This window comes from Bradyrhizobium sp. i1.15.2 (assembly GCF_040548425.1).
Classification (GTDB): domain Bacteria; phylum Pseudomonadota; class Alphaproteobacteria; order Rhizobiales; family Xanthobacteraceae; genus Bradyrhizobium; species Bradyrhizobium canariense.
On record NZ_JBEPRQ010000011.1, the window covers coordinates 102,013 to 118,057 of the forward strand.

The 16,045-nt window shown below is 65.1% G+C and carries 15 protein-coding genes; 8 read left to right on the top strand and 7 right to left on the bottom strand.

Features of this window, described 5'->3' with window-relative positions; translation table 11 throughout:
- Positions 1–424: 424 nt before the first annotated feature.
- Both ABIB80_RS20935 and ABIB80_RS20940 read right to left on the bottom strand, forming a co-directional pair.
- On the bottom strand, positions 425–1,033 hold the full coding sequence (locus ABIB80_RS20935; RefSeq protein ID WP_219684280.1) for a CinA family protein: 609 nt from the start codon (positions 1,031–1,033) through the stop codon (positions 425–427).
- 3 nt (positions 1,034–1,036) lie between these two features.
- Positions 1,037–2,218: a bifunctional 2-C-methyl-D-erythritol 4-phosphate cytidylyltransferase/2-C-methyl-D-erythritol 2,4-cyclodiphosphate synthase gene (locus tag ABIB80_RS20940; RefSeq protein WP_354128230.1), complete on the bottom strand. Its 1,182-nt coding sequence runs from the start codon at positions 2,216–2,218 to the stop codon at positions 1,037–1,039.
- A gap of 281 nt (positions 2,219–2,499) precedes the next feature.
- Between ABIB80_RS20940 and dusB the strand changes: the two genes are divergently transcribed.
- Genes dusB through ntrC form a run of 3 tightly spaced genes read left to right on the top strand, consistent with a single transcriptional unit; the run spans position 2,500 to position 6,125 of the window.
- The gene (gene dusB / locus ABIB80_RS20945; protein WP_219684284.1) at positions 2,500–3,501 is read left to right on the top strand and encodes a tRNA dihydrouridine synthase DusB; all 1,002 of its coding nucleotides are present in this window, start codon (positions 2,500–2,502) and stop codon (positions 3,499–3,501) included.
- Positions 3,498–4,673: a two-component system sensor histidine kinase NtrB gene (locus ABIB80_RS20950; RefSeq protein ID WP_007591135.1), complete on the top strand. Its 1,176-nt coding sequence runs from the start codon at positions 3,498–3,500 to the stop codon at positions 4,671–4,673. Before dusB ends, ABIB80_RS20950 begins: the two co-directional genes overlap by 4 nt.
- A 9-nt stretch (positions 4,674–4,682) precedes the next feature.
- Entirely contained in the window at positions 4,683–6,125 is a 1,443-nt protein-coding gene (gene ntrC / locus ABIB80_RS20955; protein ID WP_007591133.1) for a nitrogen regulation protein NR(I), read from the top strand.
- A gap of 167 nt (positions 6,126–6,292) precedes the next feature.
- Here ntrC and ABIB80_RS20960 read toward each other — a convergent pair whose 3' ends face one another.
- Positions 6,293–6,439 (bottom strand): hypothetical protein, encoded by a 147-nt coding sequence (locus tag ABIB80_RS20960; RefSeq protein ID WP_219684372.1) that lies wholly within the window; start codon positions 6,437–6,439, stop codon positions 6,293–6,295.
- 173 nt (positions 6,440–6,612) lie between these two features.
- Here ABIB80_RS20960 and ABIB80_RS20965 point away from each other — a divergent pair, with 173 nt between their 5' ends.
- From ABIB80_RS20965 to hflX, 4 genes are all read left to right on the top strand, one after another.
- Entirely contained in the window at positions 6,613–9,006 is a 2,394-nt protein-coding gene (locus tag ABIB80_RS20965) for a sensor histidine kinase (protein ID WP_219684285.1), read from the top strand.
- A 15-nt stretch (positions 9,007–9,021) separates the two neighbouring features.
- Complete coding sequence (gene ntrX / locus ABIB80_RS20970; RefSeq protein WP_007591127.1) at positions 9,022–10,392, top strand: nitrogen assimilation response regulator NtrX; 1,371 nt, start codon at positions 9,022–9,024, stop codon at positions 10,390–10,392.
- A 238-nt stretch (positions 10,393–10,630) separates the two neighbouring features.
- Positions 10,631–10,879: an RNA chaperone Hfq gene (hfq, locus tag ABIB80_RS20975; protein ID WP_007591126.1), complete on the top strand. Its 249-nt coding sequence runs from the start codon at positions 10,631–10,633 to the stop codon at positions 10,877–10,879.
- An 11-nt stretch (positions 10,880–10,890) separates the two neighbouring features.
- The gene (hflX, locus tag ABIB80_RS20980; protein ID WP_007591124.1) at positions 10,891–12,273 is read left to right on the top strand and encodes a GTPase HflX; all 1,383 of its coding nucleotides are present in this window, start codon (positions 10,891–10,893) and stop codon (positions 12,271–12,273) included.
- A 190-nt stretch (positions 12,274–12,463) separates the two neighbouring features.
- On the opposite strand, the gene mazG is transcribed toward hflX, so the two are convergent.
- Positions 12,464–13,324 (bottom strand): nucleoside triphosphate pyrophosphohydrolase, encoded by an 861-nt coding sequence (mazG, locus tag ABIB80_RS20985; RefSeq protein ID WP_007591123.1) that lies wholly within the window; start codon positions 13,322–13,324, stop codon positions 12,464–12,466.
- Between the two features lie 139 nt (positions 13,325–13,463).
- Here mazG and queC point away from each other — a divergent pair, with 139 nt between their 5' ends.
- Entirely contained in the window at positions 13,464–14,177 is a 714-nt protein-coding gene (gene queC / locus ABIB80_RS20990) for a 7-cyano-7-deazaguanine synthase QueC (RefSeq protein ID WP_219684288.1), read from the top strand.
- Between the two features lie 147 nt (positions 14,178–14,324).
- Here queC and ABIB80_RS20995 read toward each other — a convergent pair whose 3' ends face one another.
- The 3 genes from ABIB80_RS20995 to nthA are packed head-to-tail and all read right to left on the bottom strand — an operon-like array spanning position 14,325 to position 15,987.
- Complete coding sequence (locus ABIB80_RS20995; protein ID WP_007591121.1) at positions 14,325–14,705, bottom strand: nitrile hydratase accessory protein; 381 nt, start codon at positions 14,703–14,705, stop codon at positions 14,325–14,327.
- The gene (gene nthB / locus ABIB80_RS21000) at positions 14,705–15,364 is read right to left on the bottom strand and encodes a nitrile hydratase subunit beta (RefSeq protein WP_007591120.1); all 660 of its coding nucleotides are present in this window, start codon (positions 15,362–15,364) and stop codon (positions 14,705–14,707) included. The genes ABIB80_RS20995 and nthB overlap by 1 nt, the downstream gene beginning before the upstream one ends.
- Complete coding sequence (gene nthA, locus ABIB80_RS21005; RefSeq protein WP_007591118.1) at positions 15,361–15,987, bottom strand: nitrile hydratase subunit alpha; 627 nt, start codon at positions 15,985–15,987, stop codon at positions 15,361–15,363. Before nthA ends, nthB begins: the two co-directional genes overlap by 4 nt.
- Between the last annotated feature and the right edge of the window lie 58 nt (positions 15,988–16,045).

Below are 16,045 nucleotides of genomic sequence, written 5' to 3' on the forward strand. Positions count from 1 at the left end.
GCGGATGCCCGGTCGGGCCGTCCACATCACCACAAGACTTGACGCACAGACCCCGGGCGTCAGGACGACACGGTTTTGCCGTACGCTAATAGCACCGGTCGTGTGCGCGACGCCTTCGCTCACAGTTTTGCCGCCCTGCGACGCCCTTCGCGCCGATGTGACTAGCGTCCACCGCAGCTCACCCCGCGTTCGTGACGATCGCGATACGCCCCTCTGACAGGGATGAGGTGGCGAAGGAATACGCCAAAGCCGAATTTCGGTAAAGTGGAATCTTTTCGCGCGAGCGGATTGACCCGTCATTTGGGTGTTTTGCCCGTCGGGCAACGCAAGGGATTGAAGCCCGGATGGAGCGAAGCGTAATCCGGGACGCCGTATCCGCGGAACGAATCCCGGATTGCGCTTCGCTCCATCCGGGCTACGGGAGTCACCCCCGCGGCGAGCGCGGAGTCCTGCGTTTGACGGCGTGCCGGCGCGGCGAGCGTGTCACGCGGGGGCGCAGGCGGGTTACCGCGGCTTCACGGCGCGGCTTGGCCTGGACTGGGCCGCGGGCGAGATCCATCAGCATGCGCAGCGCCTCGACCACCGAGCGCTGGCGCACGGCGGAACGGCCGATCGCGCCAAAGCGATGCTCGCGGTGAACGATGCGTCCGTCGCGCGCGGCGGCGGCGAAGTGGACGAGGCCAACCGGCTTGCCAGGCGTGGCACCGCCAGGGCCGGCAATGCCGGTGATGGCGACCGCAAGATCGACGCCGGCACGCTCCAGCGCACCGACCGCCATAGCTGTTGCGGTCTCCTTGCTGACGGCGCCGAAATTCGCAAGCGTGCCGGCCTCGACGCCGAGCATGGCGCGCTTGGCATCGTTGGAATAGGTGACGAAGCCGCGATCGATGACGTCTGACGAACCGGGGATGTCGGTCAGCGCGCCCGCGACGAGACCGCCGGTGCAGGACTCCGCGGTCGCGATCGTCAGCTTGCGCATCCGGCACAGATCGAGCAGCGAGCGGGAGAGGGCGCGTGCGTCGCTGCCAGCCATGGCCTAGACACTCCAGGGCAGACGGATGGTGGCGCTCGCGGTGGCCGCGATGCCTTCCTCGCGGCCGGTGAAGCCGAGCCGCTCGCTGGTGGTCGCCTTGACCGCGACCCGGGAAATGTCGACGCCGGAAATCTCGGCGATGCGCGCGCGCATGGTGTCGCGCAAGGGACCGATCTTCGGCCGCTCGCAGATCATGGTGACCTCGAGATTGGCGATGCGGCCGCCGCGCTGGGTGACGCGCTCGATGGCGTATTGCAAAAACTGGTCGGAGGAGGCGCCTTTCCACTTCGCGTCGCTGGGCGGAAAGTGCGATCCGATGTCGCCGTCAGCGAGCGCGCCGAGGATGGCGTCGACCAGCGCATGCAGGCCGACATCGCCGTCGGAATGGGCCAGGAAGCCTCTGGTGTGCGGCACGCGCACGCCGCAAATCATGAGATGGTCGCCCTCGCCGAAGGCGTGCACGTCATAGCCCGTGCCGGTCCTGATGTCGCCGAGCAGGCTGGCCAACCGCGCTTCCTCGCGCACGAAATCCTCGGGAGTGGTGAGCTTCATATTGGCAACATCGCCTTCAAAGGTTGCAACCGTCAATCCCGCCCATTCGGCAATCGCGGCATCGTCGGTGAAATCGCTGCGCCCGTCCTTGGCCGCGCGACGATGCGCTTCGAGGATGACGTCGAAGCGAAAGGATTGCGGCGTCTGTGCGATCCGCAACCGCGCCCGGTCCGGCGTGTCCTCGACATTGCCGTTCTCGCCGGTGACCTTGATGGTGTCGGTGACGGGAACGACGGGGATCGCGGCGCCGGTGCGGCTGGCCGCATCGATCGCGCGGGTGATCACGCCTTCCGAAACGAAAGGGCGCGCGGCGTCATGGATCAGGACGATGTCGGGCTTGTGCCTGGCGAGCGCTTCAAGCCCGGCGAGCACCGAGGCCTGCCGGGTCGCGCCGCCATTGACCGGAGCCTCGTGGCTGAGCCCTGCGACCGCTGCCGTGAACATGGCGCTGTCGTCGGGGTTCACGACCGGTTGAACCGCGAACACGTCCGCATGACGGCTGAAGGCCTCCATGGCGCGATAGATCACCGGTACGCCGCCGATCTCGCGATATTGCTTGGGGCCACCGGCGCCTGCGCGCAGGCCGCGTCCGGCCGCGACGAGAACGACCGCCGTGCGCTGTGATTTCGCCATAGGACTCAAATACTCATTTGATGATGAAGAGAGTCGGGGGTGGGGTGATTGCCGCATGCCTCTAGCACGGCAGGCCCGCAAAAAAAGGGGGTTTCCCCGGATTGTGGGAAACAGCATTTTGCTGCACTGCACTTGAAAGATCGGCAGAACTGTCTAAACTGTAGGCATGACGCTTGACTGCACAAGAATTGTGCGCAAGATAGGTCATGGCAGGCGCGATGAGGCGCTGCCAACGCAACGAGACCCCTGTGACCGGCTCGGCAGTATCTGGCTTTAAGCCATTGAAGATAGGCGATATTGATGTCGCCACCCCGGTCTTCCTGGCGCCGATGTCGGGGGTGACTGACTCGCCCGTCCGCCGGCTGGCCGCGGAGCTCGGCGCCGGTCTCGTCGTCTCCGAAATGACGGCCAGCGACGAACTCGCCAATGGCCATCATATGTCCCGGTTGCGCTGCGAAGCCACGGGTATTGGTCCGCACGTGGTCCAGCTCGCCGGCTGTGAGACGCACTGGATGGCAGAGGGCGCCCGGATCGCTGAAGCCGAAGGCGCAGATATCATCGACATCAACATGGGCTGTCCGGCCCGTCACGTCACCGGCGGCCAGTCCGGTTCCGCCTTGATGCGCGACCTCGACCACGCCGTGAGCCTGATCGAAGCGACGATCGCGGCGGTGAAGGTGCCCGTGACGTTGAAGATGCGGCTCGGCTGGGACGACCGCACCCGCAACGCACCGGAACTGGCGCGGCGCGCACAGGCATCAGGCGTCAAGCTCGTCACCGTGCACGGCCGCACCCGCTGCCAATTCTACAAGGGCGAGGCCGATTGGGACGGGATCCGCGCCGTGCGCGACGCCATCTCCATTCCGCTCGTCGTCAATGGCGATATCACGACTTACGAGAAGGCGCTCGCGGCGTTAGAGGCCTCCGGCGCCGATGCCGTGATGATCGGCCGCGGTGCGCAGGGACAGCCCTGGCTGCCCGGTGAGATCGGCCGGCGCCTGAAGGGCGGGGCGGCGGAAGCCACGCCGTCGCTCGAGACGCAGCTGCATTATGTCCGCACGCTCTATGAAGGCGTCTGCGCGCTCTACGGCCTGCGCGTCGGTCTGCGGCACGCACGAAAACATCTCGGCTGGGCCCTCGACGTCGCGGCCGATGTGAGCCGTGCGCCGGCCGAGAAGCTGAAATCCTGGCGCCAGAAAATCCTCACCTCGGAGGATCCGCGCCTTGTCCACCGGTCACTGCAAGATGCCTTCGACGACTTCGCATGGAGCGCCGCTGCATGAGCTCAGCCGCTGAACATCGTCGGCCGTTTCCGTCCGACAGCGATGCCATCCTGGACGCACTGCCCAATCCGACGCTGATGATCGGGCCGGACGGCAAGATCGTCGCCGCCAACATCGCAACCGAAGCCTTCTTCGATATCTCGACGCAGTTCTTGAAGCGGCAGTCGCTGAAAGAGCTGGTGCCGTTCGGCAGCCCCTTGCTGGCGCTGATTGACCAGGTGCGTTCGTCGAACGCACCGGTCAACGAATACAAGGTCGATCTGGGCACGCCACGCATGGGCGGAGACCGCCAGGTCGATCTGCACGTTGCCCCCGTCACGGAACGGCCCGGCCACATCGTGGTGATGCTCCAGGAGCGCTCCATCGCCGACAAGATGGACCGCCAGCTCACCCATCGCAGCGCCGCGCGCTCGGTGATCGCGCTCGCCGCGATGCTGGCGCATGAAATCAAGAACCCGCTCTCCGGCATCCGCGGCGCGGCGCAGCTCCTGGAGCAGCAGGCCTCCTCGGAAGACCGCATGCTGACGCGGCTGATCTGCGACGAGGCCGACCGCATCGTGACTCTGGTCGACCGCATGGAGGTGTTCGGCGACGAGCGCCCCGTGGTGCGCGGCCCCGTCAACATCCATTCGGTGCTCGATCACGTCAAACGGCTGGCGCAGTCCGGCTTTGCCCGCAACATCCGCTTCGTCGAGGACTACGATCCCTCGCTGCCGCCGGTGCTGGCGAACCAGGACCAGCTCATCCAGGTGTTCCTCAACCTCGTGAAGAACGCCGCCGAAGCGCTGATCGACGTTCCCGACGGCGAAATCCAGCTCACCACCGCGTTTCGTCCCGGCGTGCGCCTGTCAGTCCCCGGTCAAAAATCCCGTGTATCCCTGCCGCTCGAATTCTGCGTGAAGGACAACGGACCAGGCGTGCCGGACGATCTCCTGCCAAATCTGTTCGATCCCTTCGTCACCACCAAGCAGACCGGCTCGGGTCTGGGCCTCGCGCTGGTCGCAAAGATCATCGGGGACCACGGGGGCATCATCGAATGCGAATCTCAGCCGCGGAAGACCACCTTCCGCGTGCTGATGCCGATGTATTCCACATCGGTGAAACATGCCGATCAAAGCAGTCGCGACGGCTCTGCCGGGAAGTCGTCGTCTGCGTCACAGGGGGCAAAATGAGGATTAACGATGCCCGCAGGTAGTATTCTCGTTGCTGATGACGACACCGCCATCCGCACCGTTCTCAATCAGGCACTATCCCGCGCCGGCTACGAAGTGCGGCTGACCGGCAATGCCGCGACGCTGTGGCGCTGGGTCAGCCAGGGGGAGGGCGATCTCGTCATCACCGACGTGGTGATGCCCGACGAGAACGCGTTCGACCTGCTGCCGCGGATCAAGAAGATGCGGCCGAATTTGCCGGTCATCGTCATGAGCGCGCAAAATACCTTCATGACGGCGATCCGGGCCTCCGAGCGCGGCGCCTATGAATATCTGCCGAAGCCCTTCGACCTGAAGGAGCTGATCGCCATCGTCGGCCGTGCGCTGGCCGAGCCCAAGGAGCGGGTCGCGACGCCGAACGACGACGCCGAGATGGAGGCGATCCCGCTGGTCGGCCGCTCGCCGGCGATGCAGGAAATCTATCGCGTGCTGGCGCGGTTGATGCAGACCGACCTCACCGTGATGATCACGGGCGAGTCCGGTACCGGCAAGGAGTTGGTGGCGCGCGCGTTGCACGATTACGGCAAGCGCCGCAACGGCCCGTTCGTCGCGGTCAACATGGCGGCGATCCCGCGTGACTTGATCGAGTCCGAACTGTTCGGCCATGAGCGCGGTGCCTTCACCGGCGCCAACACCCGCGCCTCCGGCCGGTTCGAGCAGGCCGAGGGCGGCACGCTGTTCCTGGATGAGATCGGCGACATGCCGATGGAGGCGCAGACCCGCCTGCTGCGCGTGCTTCAGCAGGGCGAATACACCACGGTCGGCGGCCGCACTCCGATCAAGACCGACGTGCGCATCGTCGCGGCTTCCAACAAGGATCTGCGAGTCCTGATCCAGCAGGGCCTGTTCCGCGAAGATCTGTTCTTCCGCCTCAACGTCGTGCCGCTGCGGCTGCCGCCTTTGCGCGAGCGCATCGAGGATCTTCCGGATCTGATCCGTCATTTCTTCGCGCTGGCCGAGAAGGACGGACTGCCGCCGAAAAAGCTCGACACGCTGGCGCTGGAGCGGATGAAGCAGCACCGCTGGCCGGGCAATGTGCGCGAGCTCGAGAACCTCGCCCGCCGCCTCGCGGCGCTCTATCCGCAGGATGTGATCACCGGCTCCGTCATCGACGGCGAGCTGGCGCCACCCACGGTCAGCCCGGGTGCCGCAGTCCAGCATGGCGTCGACAATCTCGGCGGCGCCGTGGAAGCGTATCTCTCCTCGCACTTCCAGGGCTTCCCGAACGGCGTGCCGCCGCCGGGCCTCTATCACCGCATCTTGAAAGAGATCGAGGTGCCGCTGCTGACGGCCGCGCTCGCGGCGACCCGCGGCAACCAGATCCGTGCCGCCGATCTGCTCGGCCTCAACCGCAACACGCTGCGGAAGAAGATTCGGGATCTCGATATCCAGGTGTATCGGAGCGGGGGCTAGCCTTTCCGCAACGGACGGTGGCTCAGCTCCCCCTACCAAGCGGAGCTGAGCCTGTCCGGATCGCGCTGGCCGTTGTGGCTGACGCGGTGAGCAGAAGTCCCGATCGGACTGAAATGTTCCGCCGGAACATTCAAATGGTCATTCAGCCGCGGGACGCGGCCTCACACCTATCTGACAAATCGGCCTGATACCTGTATCGCGCTGGCGACGTTCGCATTGGGCTCCTGCACCCCGACACCATTGACCAGCAGGTCGGCCGCCACGATCAGCAGCAGCACGGCCGACACCATCATTGCGAGAAAGAACCTGTGCATCCCCGTCAAGCCGCTGGGGCCGGGATGCGTTCCCGCCCTCCGGCATGTCGCTGTGGATGCGCGGGTCAGTCGCGGCGTGGGCGCCGCGGAATTGTCGCAATTCGGCAACAATGTGGTACGAATACATCAGTATCCGCCCGCCGCGGACCCCGTTTTCAGCACCCATTGCCGGAATGACCAGCGCAGACACCTCGGCCGCATCCTTTGACACGGCCCCAGCGGAAGAGCCCCGGCGTTGGTCGGCGCGACGCTGGCTGGCGCCGTTCGCCGTGGCGTTGGCCCTGCTGTCGGCCTGCCTGACGTTCCTGGTCCTGACCGGCCTCACGTCGATCGAACCGACCCCTGCGGTTGTCCGCTCGTTCTATCTGATCAATGCGGCCACGATCCTGCTGCTGGTCGGCATCATCATCCGCGAACTCTGGCAGCTGATCCTGGCGCGACGGCGGGGTAGGGCGGCGGCGCGCCTCCATGTCCAGATCGTCAGCCTGTTCTCGATCGTGGCGGTGCTGCCGGCGGTGCTGGTCGCCGTCGTCGCCAACGTCACCATCGAGCGCGGCCTCGACCGCCTGTTCTCCGGCCCGACCAAGGAGGTGATCCAGAATTCGCTGACGATCGCGCGCGCCTACATGCAGGACCACGCTCAGCTGATCCGGGGCGACATTCTCGGCATGGCCAACGACATCGCCCACGCCCGGCCGCTCTACGACCAGGATCGCCGCTCGTTTCGCGAATTGCTGACCTCCAGCGCCGCCTCGCGCAACCTGCCGGGCGCGATGATCATCGACAAGAACACCAACATTCTCGAATCCGCCGACACCGGCATGCGGCTGGCCTATTCGCCGCCGGCACCGGACTTCCTCAGCAACGTCAACGAATCCGAGCCCGAAATCGCGGTGCTGCCCGATGCGAGCTTCGTCGCCGCGGTGGTCCGCTTGCGCGCCTTCAGCGACACTTTCCTCTACGTCGCGCGGCCGCTCGATCCGAATGTCGTCAACCAGCTCAAGCAGACCGAGGTCAGCGTCGCCGAATACGCCCAGATCGAGTCGCGCCGGCTCGGCATCCAGGTCGCGTTCGCGCTGATGTTCGCGGTGATCGCGCTGACCATCCTGATGGCCTCGGTGCTGATCGGCCTCAACTTCGCCAACTCGCTGGTCTCGCCGATCCGGCGGCTGATGAACGCAGCCCAGACGGTGTCGACGGGCGATCTCCACGTGAAAGTGCCGGTGCACCAGTCGGAAGGCGACCTCGCCCAGCTGGGTGAGACCTTCAACAAGATGACGGAGGAGTTGCGCAGCCAGCGCGACGAGCTCGTCAACGCCAGCGACCTCATCGACAGCCGCCGCCGCTTCATCGAGGCGGTGCTGTCGTCCGCGAGCGCCGGCATCATCGGCGTGGATAATTCAAGCAGCGTCGGCATTCTCAACCGTTCCGCCGAAAAGCTGATCGGGCACTCCGAAGCCGAGACGCTCGGCCATCCGCTCTCCGACGTGCTGCCCGAGCTCGAAGAGATGATGAAGAGCGCGCGGGAAGGGACCCAGCGCCTGGTGCAGGGGCAGATCACGATCACGCGGGACGGGCAGGAACGCAATCTGTCGGTCCGCGTCAGCGCCGAGAAGACCAGCCAGCCGCACGACAGCTACATCATCACGCTCGACGACATCACCGAGCTGGTCTCGGCGCAACGCACCTCGGCCTGGGGCGATGTCGCGCGCCGCATCGCGCATGAGATCAAGAACCCGCTGACCCCGATTCAGCTCTCCGCCGAGCGCATTCGCCGCAAATTCGGCAAGGACATCACCGAGGGCAAGGACAAGCAGATCTTCGAACAGTGCACCGACACCATCGTGCGTCAGGTCGACGACATCCGCCGCATGGTCGACGAGTTCTCGCGCTTTGCACGGATGCCGAAGCCGGTGATGGAGGGTGAGGACGTCGCCGACGCAGTGCGGCAGGCGGTCTTCCTGATGAAGGTCGCCCACCCCGAGATCGATATCGAGGCCGAGTTCAAGGAAGATCCGCTGCGCGCCCAGTTCGACCGGCGGCTGATCTCGCAGGCGGTCACCAACATTGTCAAGAACGCCACCGAGGCGATCGAGCAGGTCCCCCTGGAGGAGCTCGGCAAAGGCCGGATCGACGTCGTGGTCTCGCGCGAGGGCGAGGACGTTCTGATCGACGTCGTCGACAACGGTATTGGCCTGCCCAAGGTGGCGCGCTCGCGCCTGCTCGAGCCCTATGTGACGACACGCGCCAAGGGCACCGGCCTTGGGCTCGCGATCGTCGGGCGCGTGCTGGAAGACCATGGCGGGCGCATCGAACTGAAGGATGCCTCGGATTTCCGCGAGGGCCAGCGTGGCGCCTGGATGCGGATGCGTTTTGCGATCTCCGGCGCTCCCGCGAAAAGCGAGGGGGCCGAACCGGCAGCCGAGGCAACGGCCAAGCCGGACATCGGCGAAACGGCCACGCAATCCGTCAAGGATCCGGAAACAAAACAGGCGGCCGCCGAAACCAAAGAGCCGGCTGAAAAGACCAATGATTCAACGAAGATCGAAGCCTCAACAGGCAGCTGAGAAAACAGGCGACACATGGCAAGTGAAATTCTGATTGTCGATGATGAGGCCGATATTCGGGATCTCGTTGCGGGCATCCTCGAAGACGAGGGCTTCGTGACCCGGACCGCGCGCGACAGCGATACGGCGCTCGCCGAGATCGCCAACCGCAGGCCGCATCTGGTGTTCCTCGACATCTGGCTGCAGGGCTCCAAGCTCGACGGCTTGCAGCTCTTGGAGCAGGTCAAGAAGGACAACCCCGATCTGCCGGTCGTGATGATTTCCGGCCACGGCAACATCGAGACCGCGGTCGCCGCGATCAAGCGTGGCGCCTACGACTTCATCGAGAAGCCGTTCAAGACCGACCGGCTGATCCTGGTCGCCAACCGTGCACTTGAGAACTCGCGGCTCAAGCGCGAGGTCAAGGAGCTGAAGCAGCTCGCGCCGAGCGCAAGCTCGCTGGTCGGCCGCTCGCCCAGCATGAACCAGCTGCGCCAGACCATCGAGCGTGCGGCCAAGGCCAACAGCCGCATCCTGATCGTTGGCCCCGCCGGCGCCGGCAAGGAACTGACCGCCCGCACGTTGCACACGGCCTCGGGCCGCGCCGACGGCCCCTTCGTCGTCATCAACGCCGCTGCGATCACGCCCGAGCGGATGGAGCACGAGCTGTTCGGCATCGAGCAGTCCAACGGCGAGCACGCGCGCAAGCCCGGCGCGCTCGAAGAGGCCCACGGCGGCACGCTGTTCATCGACGAGATCGCGGACATGCCGCGCGAGACCCAGAACAAGATCTTGCGCGTGCTGGTCGAGCAGTCGTTCCAGCGCGTCGGCGGCAACGGCAAGGTGCAGGTCGACGTCCGCATCATTTCCTCCACCGCGCGCAACCTCGAAGAGGAGATCGCGGCCGGCCATTTCCGCGAGGACCTCTATCATCGGCTCTCGGTGGTGCCGATCCGCGTGCCCGCGCTGTCGGAGCGGCGTGAGGACATTCCGGAATTGATCGACTATTTCATGGAGCAGATCTCCGCGGGCAGCGGCCTGCCCAAGCGGCAGATCGGGCAGGACGCGATGGCGGTGCTGCAGTCGCATGTCTGGCCGGGCAATGTGCGCCAGCTCCGCAACAACGTTGAGAGAGTCATGATTCTGGCCGCGGGCGGGCCGGAGGTCATCATCACGGCCGACATGCTGCCGCAGGACGTCGGCTCCATGGTGCCGGCGATGCCGACCAGCAACAATGGCGAGCACATCATGGGCCTGCCGCTGCGCGAAGCGCGCGAAGTGTTCGAGCGCGACTATTTGATTGCACAGATCAGCCGTTTCTCAGGAAATATTTCTCGCACGGCCGAGTTTGTTGGCATGGAACGCTCGGCACTGCACCGGAAGTTGAAGGCGCTCGGCGTCGGCTAACGCTGCGACGTCGTTCGAATAGGCGAGGAAAATCATCGATTTCCGTAGTTTTTCGGGGCAATACGGCATGGGCTGCCGCGTGAAGCGGCTTGCCTAATAAGCCTACCTGTCCTCTAATTGAACCGCTGTCCCTCCGAGGGGGATCTCATGAGGGACGGCAACCGGACGAGGACCCCGAATTTTCAAAAGAGGGCCGCAACCGGCGCAATAAAAAGAAACTCAAAGCGAGAAAAAAACAATGGCGGCAGACCGCGCACAAAACCTGCAGGACACCTTCCTTAATCACGTTCGCAAAACCAAAACGCCACTGACGATCTTTCTGGTCAACGGAGTGAAGCTCCAGGGCATCGTGACCTGGTTCGACAATTTCTGTTTGCTGCTTCGGCGCGACGGTCACTCGCAGCTCGTCTACAAGCATGCGATCTCGACCATCATGCCGGGCGCTCCGATCCAGTTGTTCGAAGGCGGCGAGGACCAGCCGGCTTGAGAGTGATCTGATTGGAACCCCGGAATTTCGACGGGGATGTCGACCGTCCGCGGTCGGCAGGGGATAAGCAGACGGGGCGGGTGCTTGTCATCGGTCCCTATTTGCGGGTGCGCGCAGGCAATGCCGACGCGCAATCGGAAGCTCATGTCCTGCGTGACGCGGAAGCCCGGCTCGACGAAGCCGCCGGCCTCGCACGCGCGATTGATCTCGTCGTTGCCGACGCAATCATCGCGCCGATCAGCCAGATCCGCCCCGCGACCTATATCGGCAAGGGCAAGGTCGAGGAGATCGCCGCGCTCGCCAAGGGCCTCGATGTCGAGCTCGTGGTGATGGATTGCGCGCTTGCGCCGATCCAGCAGCGCAATCTCGAGAAGGAGCTGCAGGCAAAGGTGCTCGACCGCACCGGCCTCATCCTGGAAATCTTCGGCCGCCGCGCCAAGACCAAGGAAGGCTCGCTCCAGGTCGAGCTCGCGCACCTCAACTACCAACGTTCGCGCCTGGTGCGCTCATGGACCCATCTCGAACGCCAGCGCGGCGGCTTTGGATTCATGGGCGGTCCCGGCGAGACCCAGATCGAAGCCGACCGCCGCCTGATCCAGGAGCGCATCTCCAAGCTCGAGGGCGAACTGAAGAAGGTGCAGGCCACACGCCGCCTGCATCGCGCAGGCCGCCAGCGCGTCCCGTATCGCGTGGTCGCACTGGTCGGCTACACCAACGCCGGCAAGTCGACGCTGTTCAACCGCCTGACCCGCGCCGACGTGCAGGCCGCCGACATGCTGTTCGCCACGCTCGATCCGACCCTGCGCGCGCTCACCCTGCCGCATGGCGGCAAGGCGATGCTGTCGGACACCGTCGGTTTCATCTCCAATTTGCCGACGCAGCTCGTCGCCGCCTTCCGCGCCACGCTGGAGGAGGTGCTGGAAGCCGACGTCATCCTGCACGTGCGCGACATCTCGCACGACGACGCCGAGGCGCAGCAGAGCGACGTCGACGCCGTGCTGCGCCAGCTCGGCATCAATCCCGATGATTCAGGCCGCATCATCGAGGTCTGGAACAAGATCGACCGTTATGGTCCCGAACAGCGCGAAGAACTTTTGAACATCGCCGCGCGCAGGCCGGAGGATCATCCGGCGATGCTGGTGTCCGCTGTGTCGGGCGAGGGGGTCGACGCACTGCTCGCCGCAATCGAGGAGCGCTTGGCGGCCAAGCGCATCACGCTCGATCTCTCGATCGATGCCTCCGACGGCGCCGGCATCAGCTGGCTGCATCGGAATTCCGAGGTGCTGGCGAAAGAGCTGCACGACGGCCGCTTCGACATGACGGTACGGGTGGACGAGACCAAGCGGGATATCGTGGTGAACAGGTTCGACGCCGTGCCGCGACTGTCCGCGTAGACGCCGTCGCCCGCCAGTGAGTTGAGCTAACTGCTGCCTCAAGCAACGCTGTCGTCCCGGACAAGCGTAAGCGCAGATCCGGGACCCATAACCACAAGCGGCTGGAATTGGCACGCTGGTAGCTCCAGCGTGGTTCAACAATGTGCATTCGGGGTAATGGGTCCTGGCTTTCGCCAGGACGACGCTCGAGCTAGGAGCGGGCTTGGTTGCTTTTCTCCGCCGGCGCAGCGCTTTTCGCCTCACCTTTCGCCTCATTCCACAGCGCGTCCATCTCCGCGAGCGATGCCTGCTCCAGCGTCCGCCCCTGCGCCTCCAGCGCCCGCTCGATATAGGCAAAACGCCGCTCGAACTTCGCGTTGGTCGCGCGGAGCGCGGCTTCCGGATCTGCATCGACATGGCGGGCGAGATTGACCAGCGCGAACATCAGGTCGCCGGTCTCTTCCGCCAGGCCCTCGCTGTCGTTGCGGTCGAGTGCTGCCTCGATCTCATCGGCTTCCTCGCGGATTTTTGCCAGCACCGCGCGCGGATCGTTCCAGTCGAAGCCGACGGTGGAGGCCTTGCGCTGCAGCTCCATGGCGCGCGTCAGGGCGGGCTGGCCGGCCTTGACGCCCGAGAGCAATGATTTGTGCGGCGGCATTTGTTCCGGCGGCCGGCGCGCGGCGCGCTCGGCTTTCTCCTCGGCCTTGATGCGATCCCAGACTTCCTTGACGTGGGAGGAGGCGAGGTTGCCGTCCTTGTCGGCGAAAACGTGAGGATGGCGCCGGATCATTTTTCGCGTGATGGCCTCGACGACATCGCCAAAAGCAAAGGCGTTCTGCTCCGACGCCATCTGGGCGTGGAAGACGACCTGGAGCAGCAGGTCGCCGAGCTCCTCGCAGAGATCGTCGAGATCGCCGCGGCTGATGGCCTCGACTACCTCATAGGCTTCCTCAATCGTATAGGGCGCGATGGTCGCAAAATTCTGCTCGAGGTCCCAGGGGCAGCCGGTCACCGGCGTGCGCAGCGCCGCCATGATCTCGATCAGGCGGGAAATGTCGCGGGAAGGGGTCATTGCGGGGCAGTCTCCTGGCTCTCAAGCCTTATGCCAAAAGCGAGCCCCCGTTCCCAGCGTAGCGCGGCGGAACAGGGTGATTTCCACCGGTTGGCGGGCCGGATTGGCGAGCCGCGTGCGCAATGCTAAAGCGCGGGCCATGAGCGACGCATTTTCATCCGAAACCGCGCTGGTGCTGTTCTCCGGCGGCCAGGATTCCACCACCTGCCTCGCCTGGGCGCTGAATCGTTTTGCGCGCGTGGAGACGCTGGGGTTCGATTACGGCCAGCGCCACGCCATCGAGCTGGCCTGCCGCGACCGGCTGTTCGACGGCATCAAGGGCCTGCGCGCGGATTGGGCTTCCAGGCTCGGCGAGAGCCACACGCTGTCGATCCCGACGCTGGCGGCCGTGTCCGAGACGGCGCTGACGCGCGACGTCGCGATTGCGATGGGCGCCGACGGCCTGCCGAACACGTTCGTGCCCGGCCGCAACCTGGTGTTCCTGACATTCGCCGCGGCGCTGGCTTACCGGCGCGGCATCAGTCACATCGTCGGCGGCATGTGCGAGACCGACTATTCCGGCTATCCCGATTGCCGCGACGACACCATCCGCGCCATGCAGGCCGCGCTGTCGCTCGGCATGGCCCGCAAATTCGAGCTGCATACCCCGCTGATGTGGATCGACAAGGCCGCGACGTGGAGGCTCGCCCATGACCTCGGCGGCGACGGGCTGGTGGACCTCATCCGCGAGCAGTCGCACACCTGCTATCTCGGCGAACGCGGCGCGCAGCATGATTGGGGCTACGGTTGCGGCGAGTGCCCGGCCTGCAGCCTGCGGGCGAAGGGGTGGCGGGAGTATGTGGCGGGGCGGTGACGCCATAGACTCGGTGTCATCACCCGCGAAAGCGGGTGATCCAGTACTCCGAGACGATAGTGATAATCGCGAGGCCGCGGCGTACTGGATTCCCCGCCTTCGCGGGGAATGACAGTGTTGGTTGGGGTGAGGGTGTACCCAAAGCGACTATTGCGCAAAATCCTCAGCCTTCAGCTCGATCGGCTTGCCGTGCGGGGTGCGATCTGCCGCGTGATCCCACGCGTCGCGGTAGCGATGCAACGTCTCCGCAGACGCAACGCCCTTGCGCGCGACGAGACCCTCCAGCGTGGCGAGCCAATGGAGATAGTAGGTCTCGCCCGTATCGGGATCGCCGGCCGCCTGCGCGCGCTTGATCTCGGAGGCCAGGGCTGCCGCCCATTCGGGCCAGGTGAATACGCCGCGCTCGTGCAGCGTCAGCGCCATCGCAAACGCGTGCGCCTCCCAGGGTGCGCGGAACACCGGGCCGTCATCATCGCGCGGAATGCTCGGGATCGCTGCCGTCGCGGCAGCAGCAGCCGTGCTGCTCATCACGCCGGGTCCAGATACGGCTCGAACGCGTCGATCGAGACTTTCGAGGTTGGATCGCCATCCGCACCCCAGAGATCGCGGCCCTCGAACACGACCGTGTAGAGCCATTGCGGATTCTCGCCGAGCTCCATCGCCGCCGAGTCCGGAAACACGTGGCAGCCATGGTTCAGCTCGACAATTCCGACGTGGCCACGCACATAGCGCGGCAGGCGGGTGTGGGTTGCGGGATGAATGTTCTTCGTACGAACCTTGTCGCCGATCTTGAATTTCGCCGGCGCCGGAGCAGGACGGGCGAACTTGCCGCGCACCATGATGCGCTCGACCTGGCCGAGATCGAATTTGCCGTGCTTGAGCGCCTTGGCCGGCTGCATAGCGTGGCCGGCGGCGACTTCCTCCCGGGTGAGATAGCCTTTCTCGATCAGCATCTCCTCGAGCCCGAGAAACCATTTCTTGTAATAGGAGCTCGAGAGATAGACATGCGGCGGGATCGTCTCGCGATAGAAGCGCGAGGTGTCGATGTTGAAGGCGCCGGCCGCGCCCATCGCACGCACCATGGCGAGAACACGCGACTCCCATTCCTCGTGGAACACCGGCTCGTTCGGCTCGGGCTCGACCTTGCCGAAGCCGTCCATGCCGCCCATGTCGTGCACGCCGTTCATGACGGCGCCCCGGGCGCCTTGGGAAAGCCGGTACCGATCATGGAATCGCGCGTGACCAGCTCGGCGAGCTGCTCCTCGCTCCAGCCGTCTGTGCCCGCGGGGCGCATCGGCAACACAAGAAAGCGCGTTTCGGCGGTCGAATCCCACACCCGGATTTCAACGTCCTTGGCGACCTGCACGCCGAAATCGGCGAGCACGCCGCGCGGGTCCTTCACCGCGCGTGAGCGATAGGGCGCGGCCTTGTACCAGACCGGCGGCAGCCCCAGCATTTCCCAGGGGTAGCAGGAGCACAGCGTGCACACGACCATGTTGTGACGCTGCGGCGTGTTCTCGACCACGACGAGGTGGTCGCCGACGCGGCTGACATGGCCGAGCGTGCCGATCGCCTTCGAGCCGTCCTCCAGCAGTGCCGTCTTGAACGCCGGATCGCTCCAGGCCTTGGCGACGACGCGCGCGCCGTTATGGGGACCGATCCGGGTCTCATAGGCCTGGATGATGGCGTCGAGCGCGGCCGGCTCGACATAGCCTTTTTCGGTCAGGATCGTCTCGAGCGCGCGCACGCGCAGCTCGGTCTCCGACAGCTCGGAATGGTCGTGATCGTGGTGATGATGATGGTCGCTCATGAGGCAAAGATAGTCCCAGAATCCGGGCGTTGTCGAGGCGAAGACTCTGCTAACATCA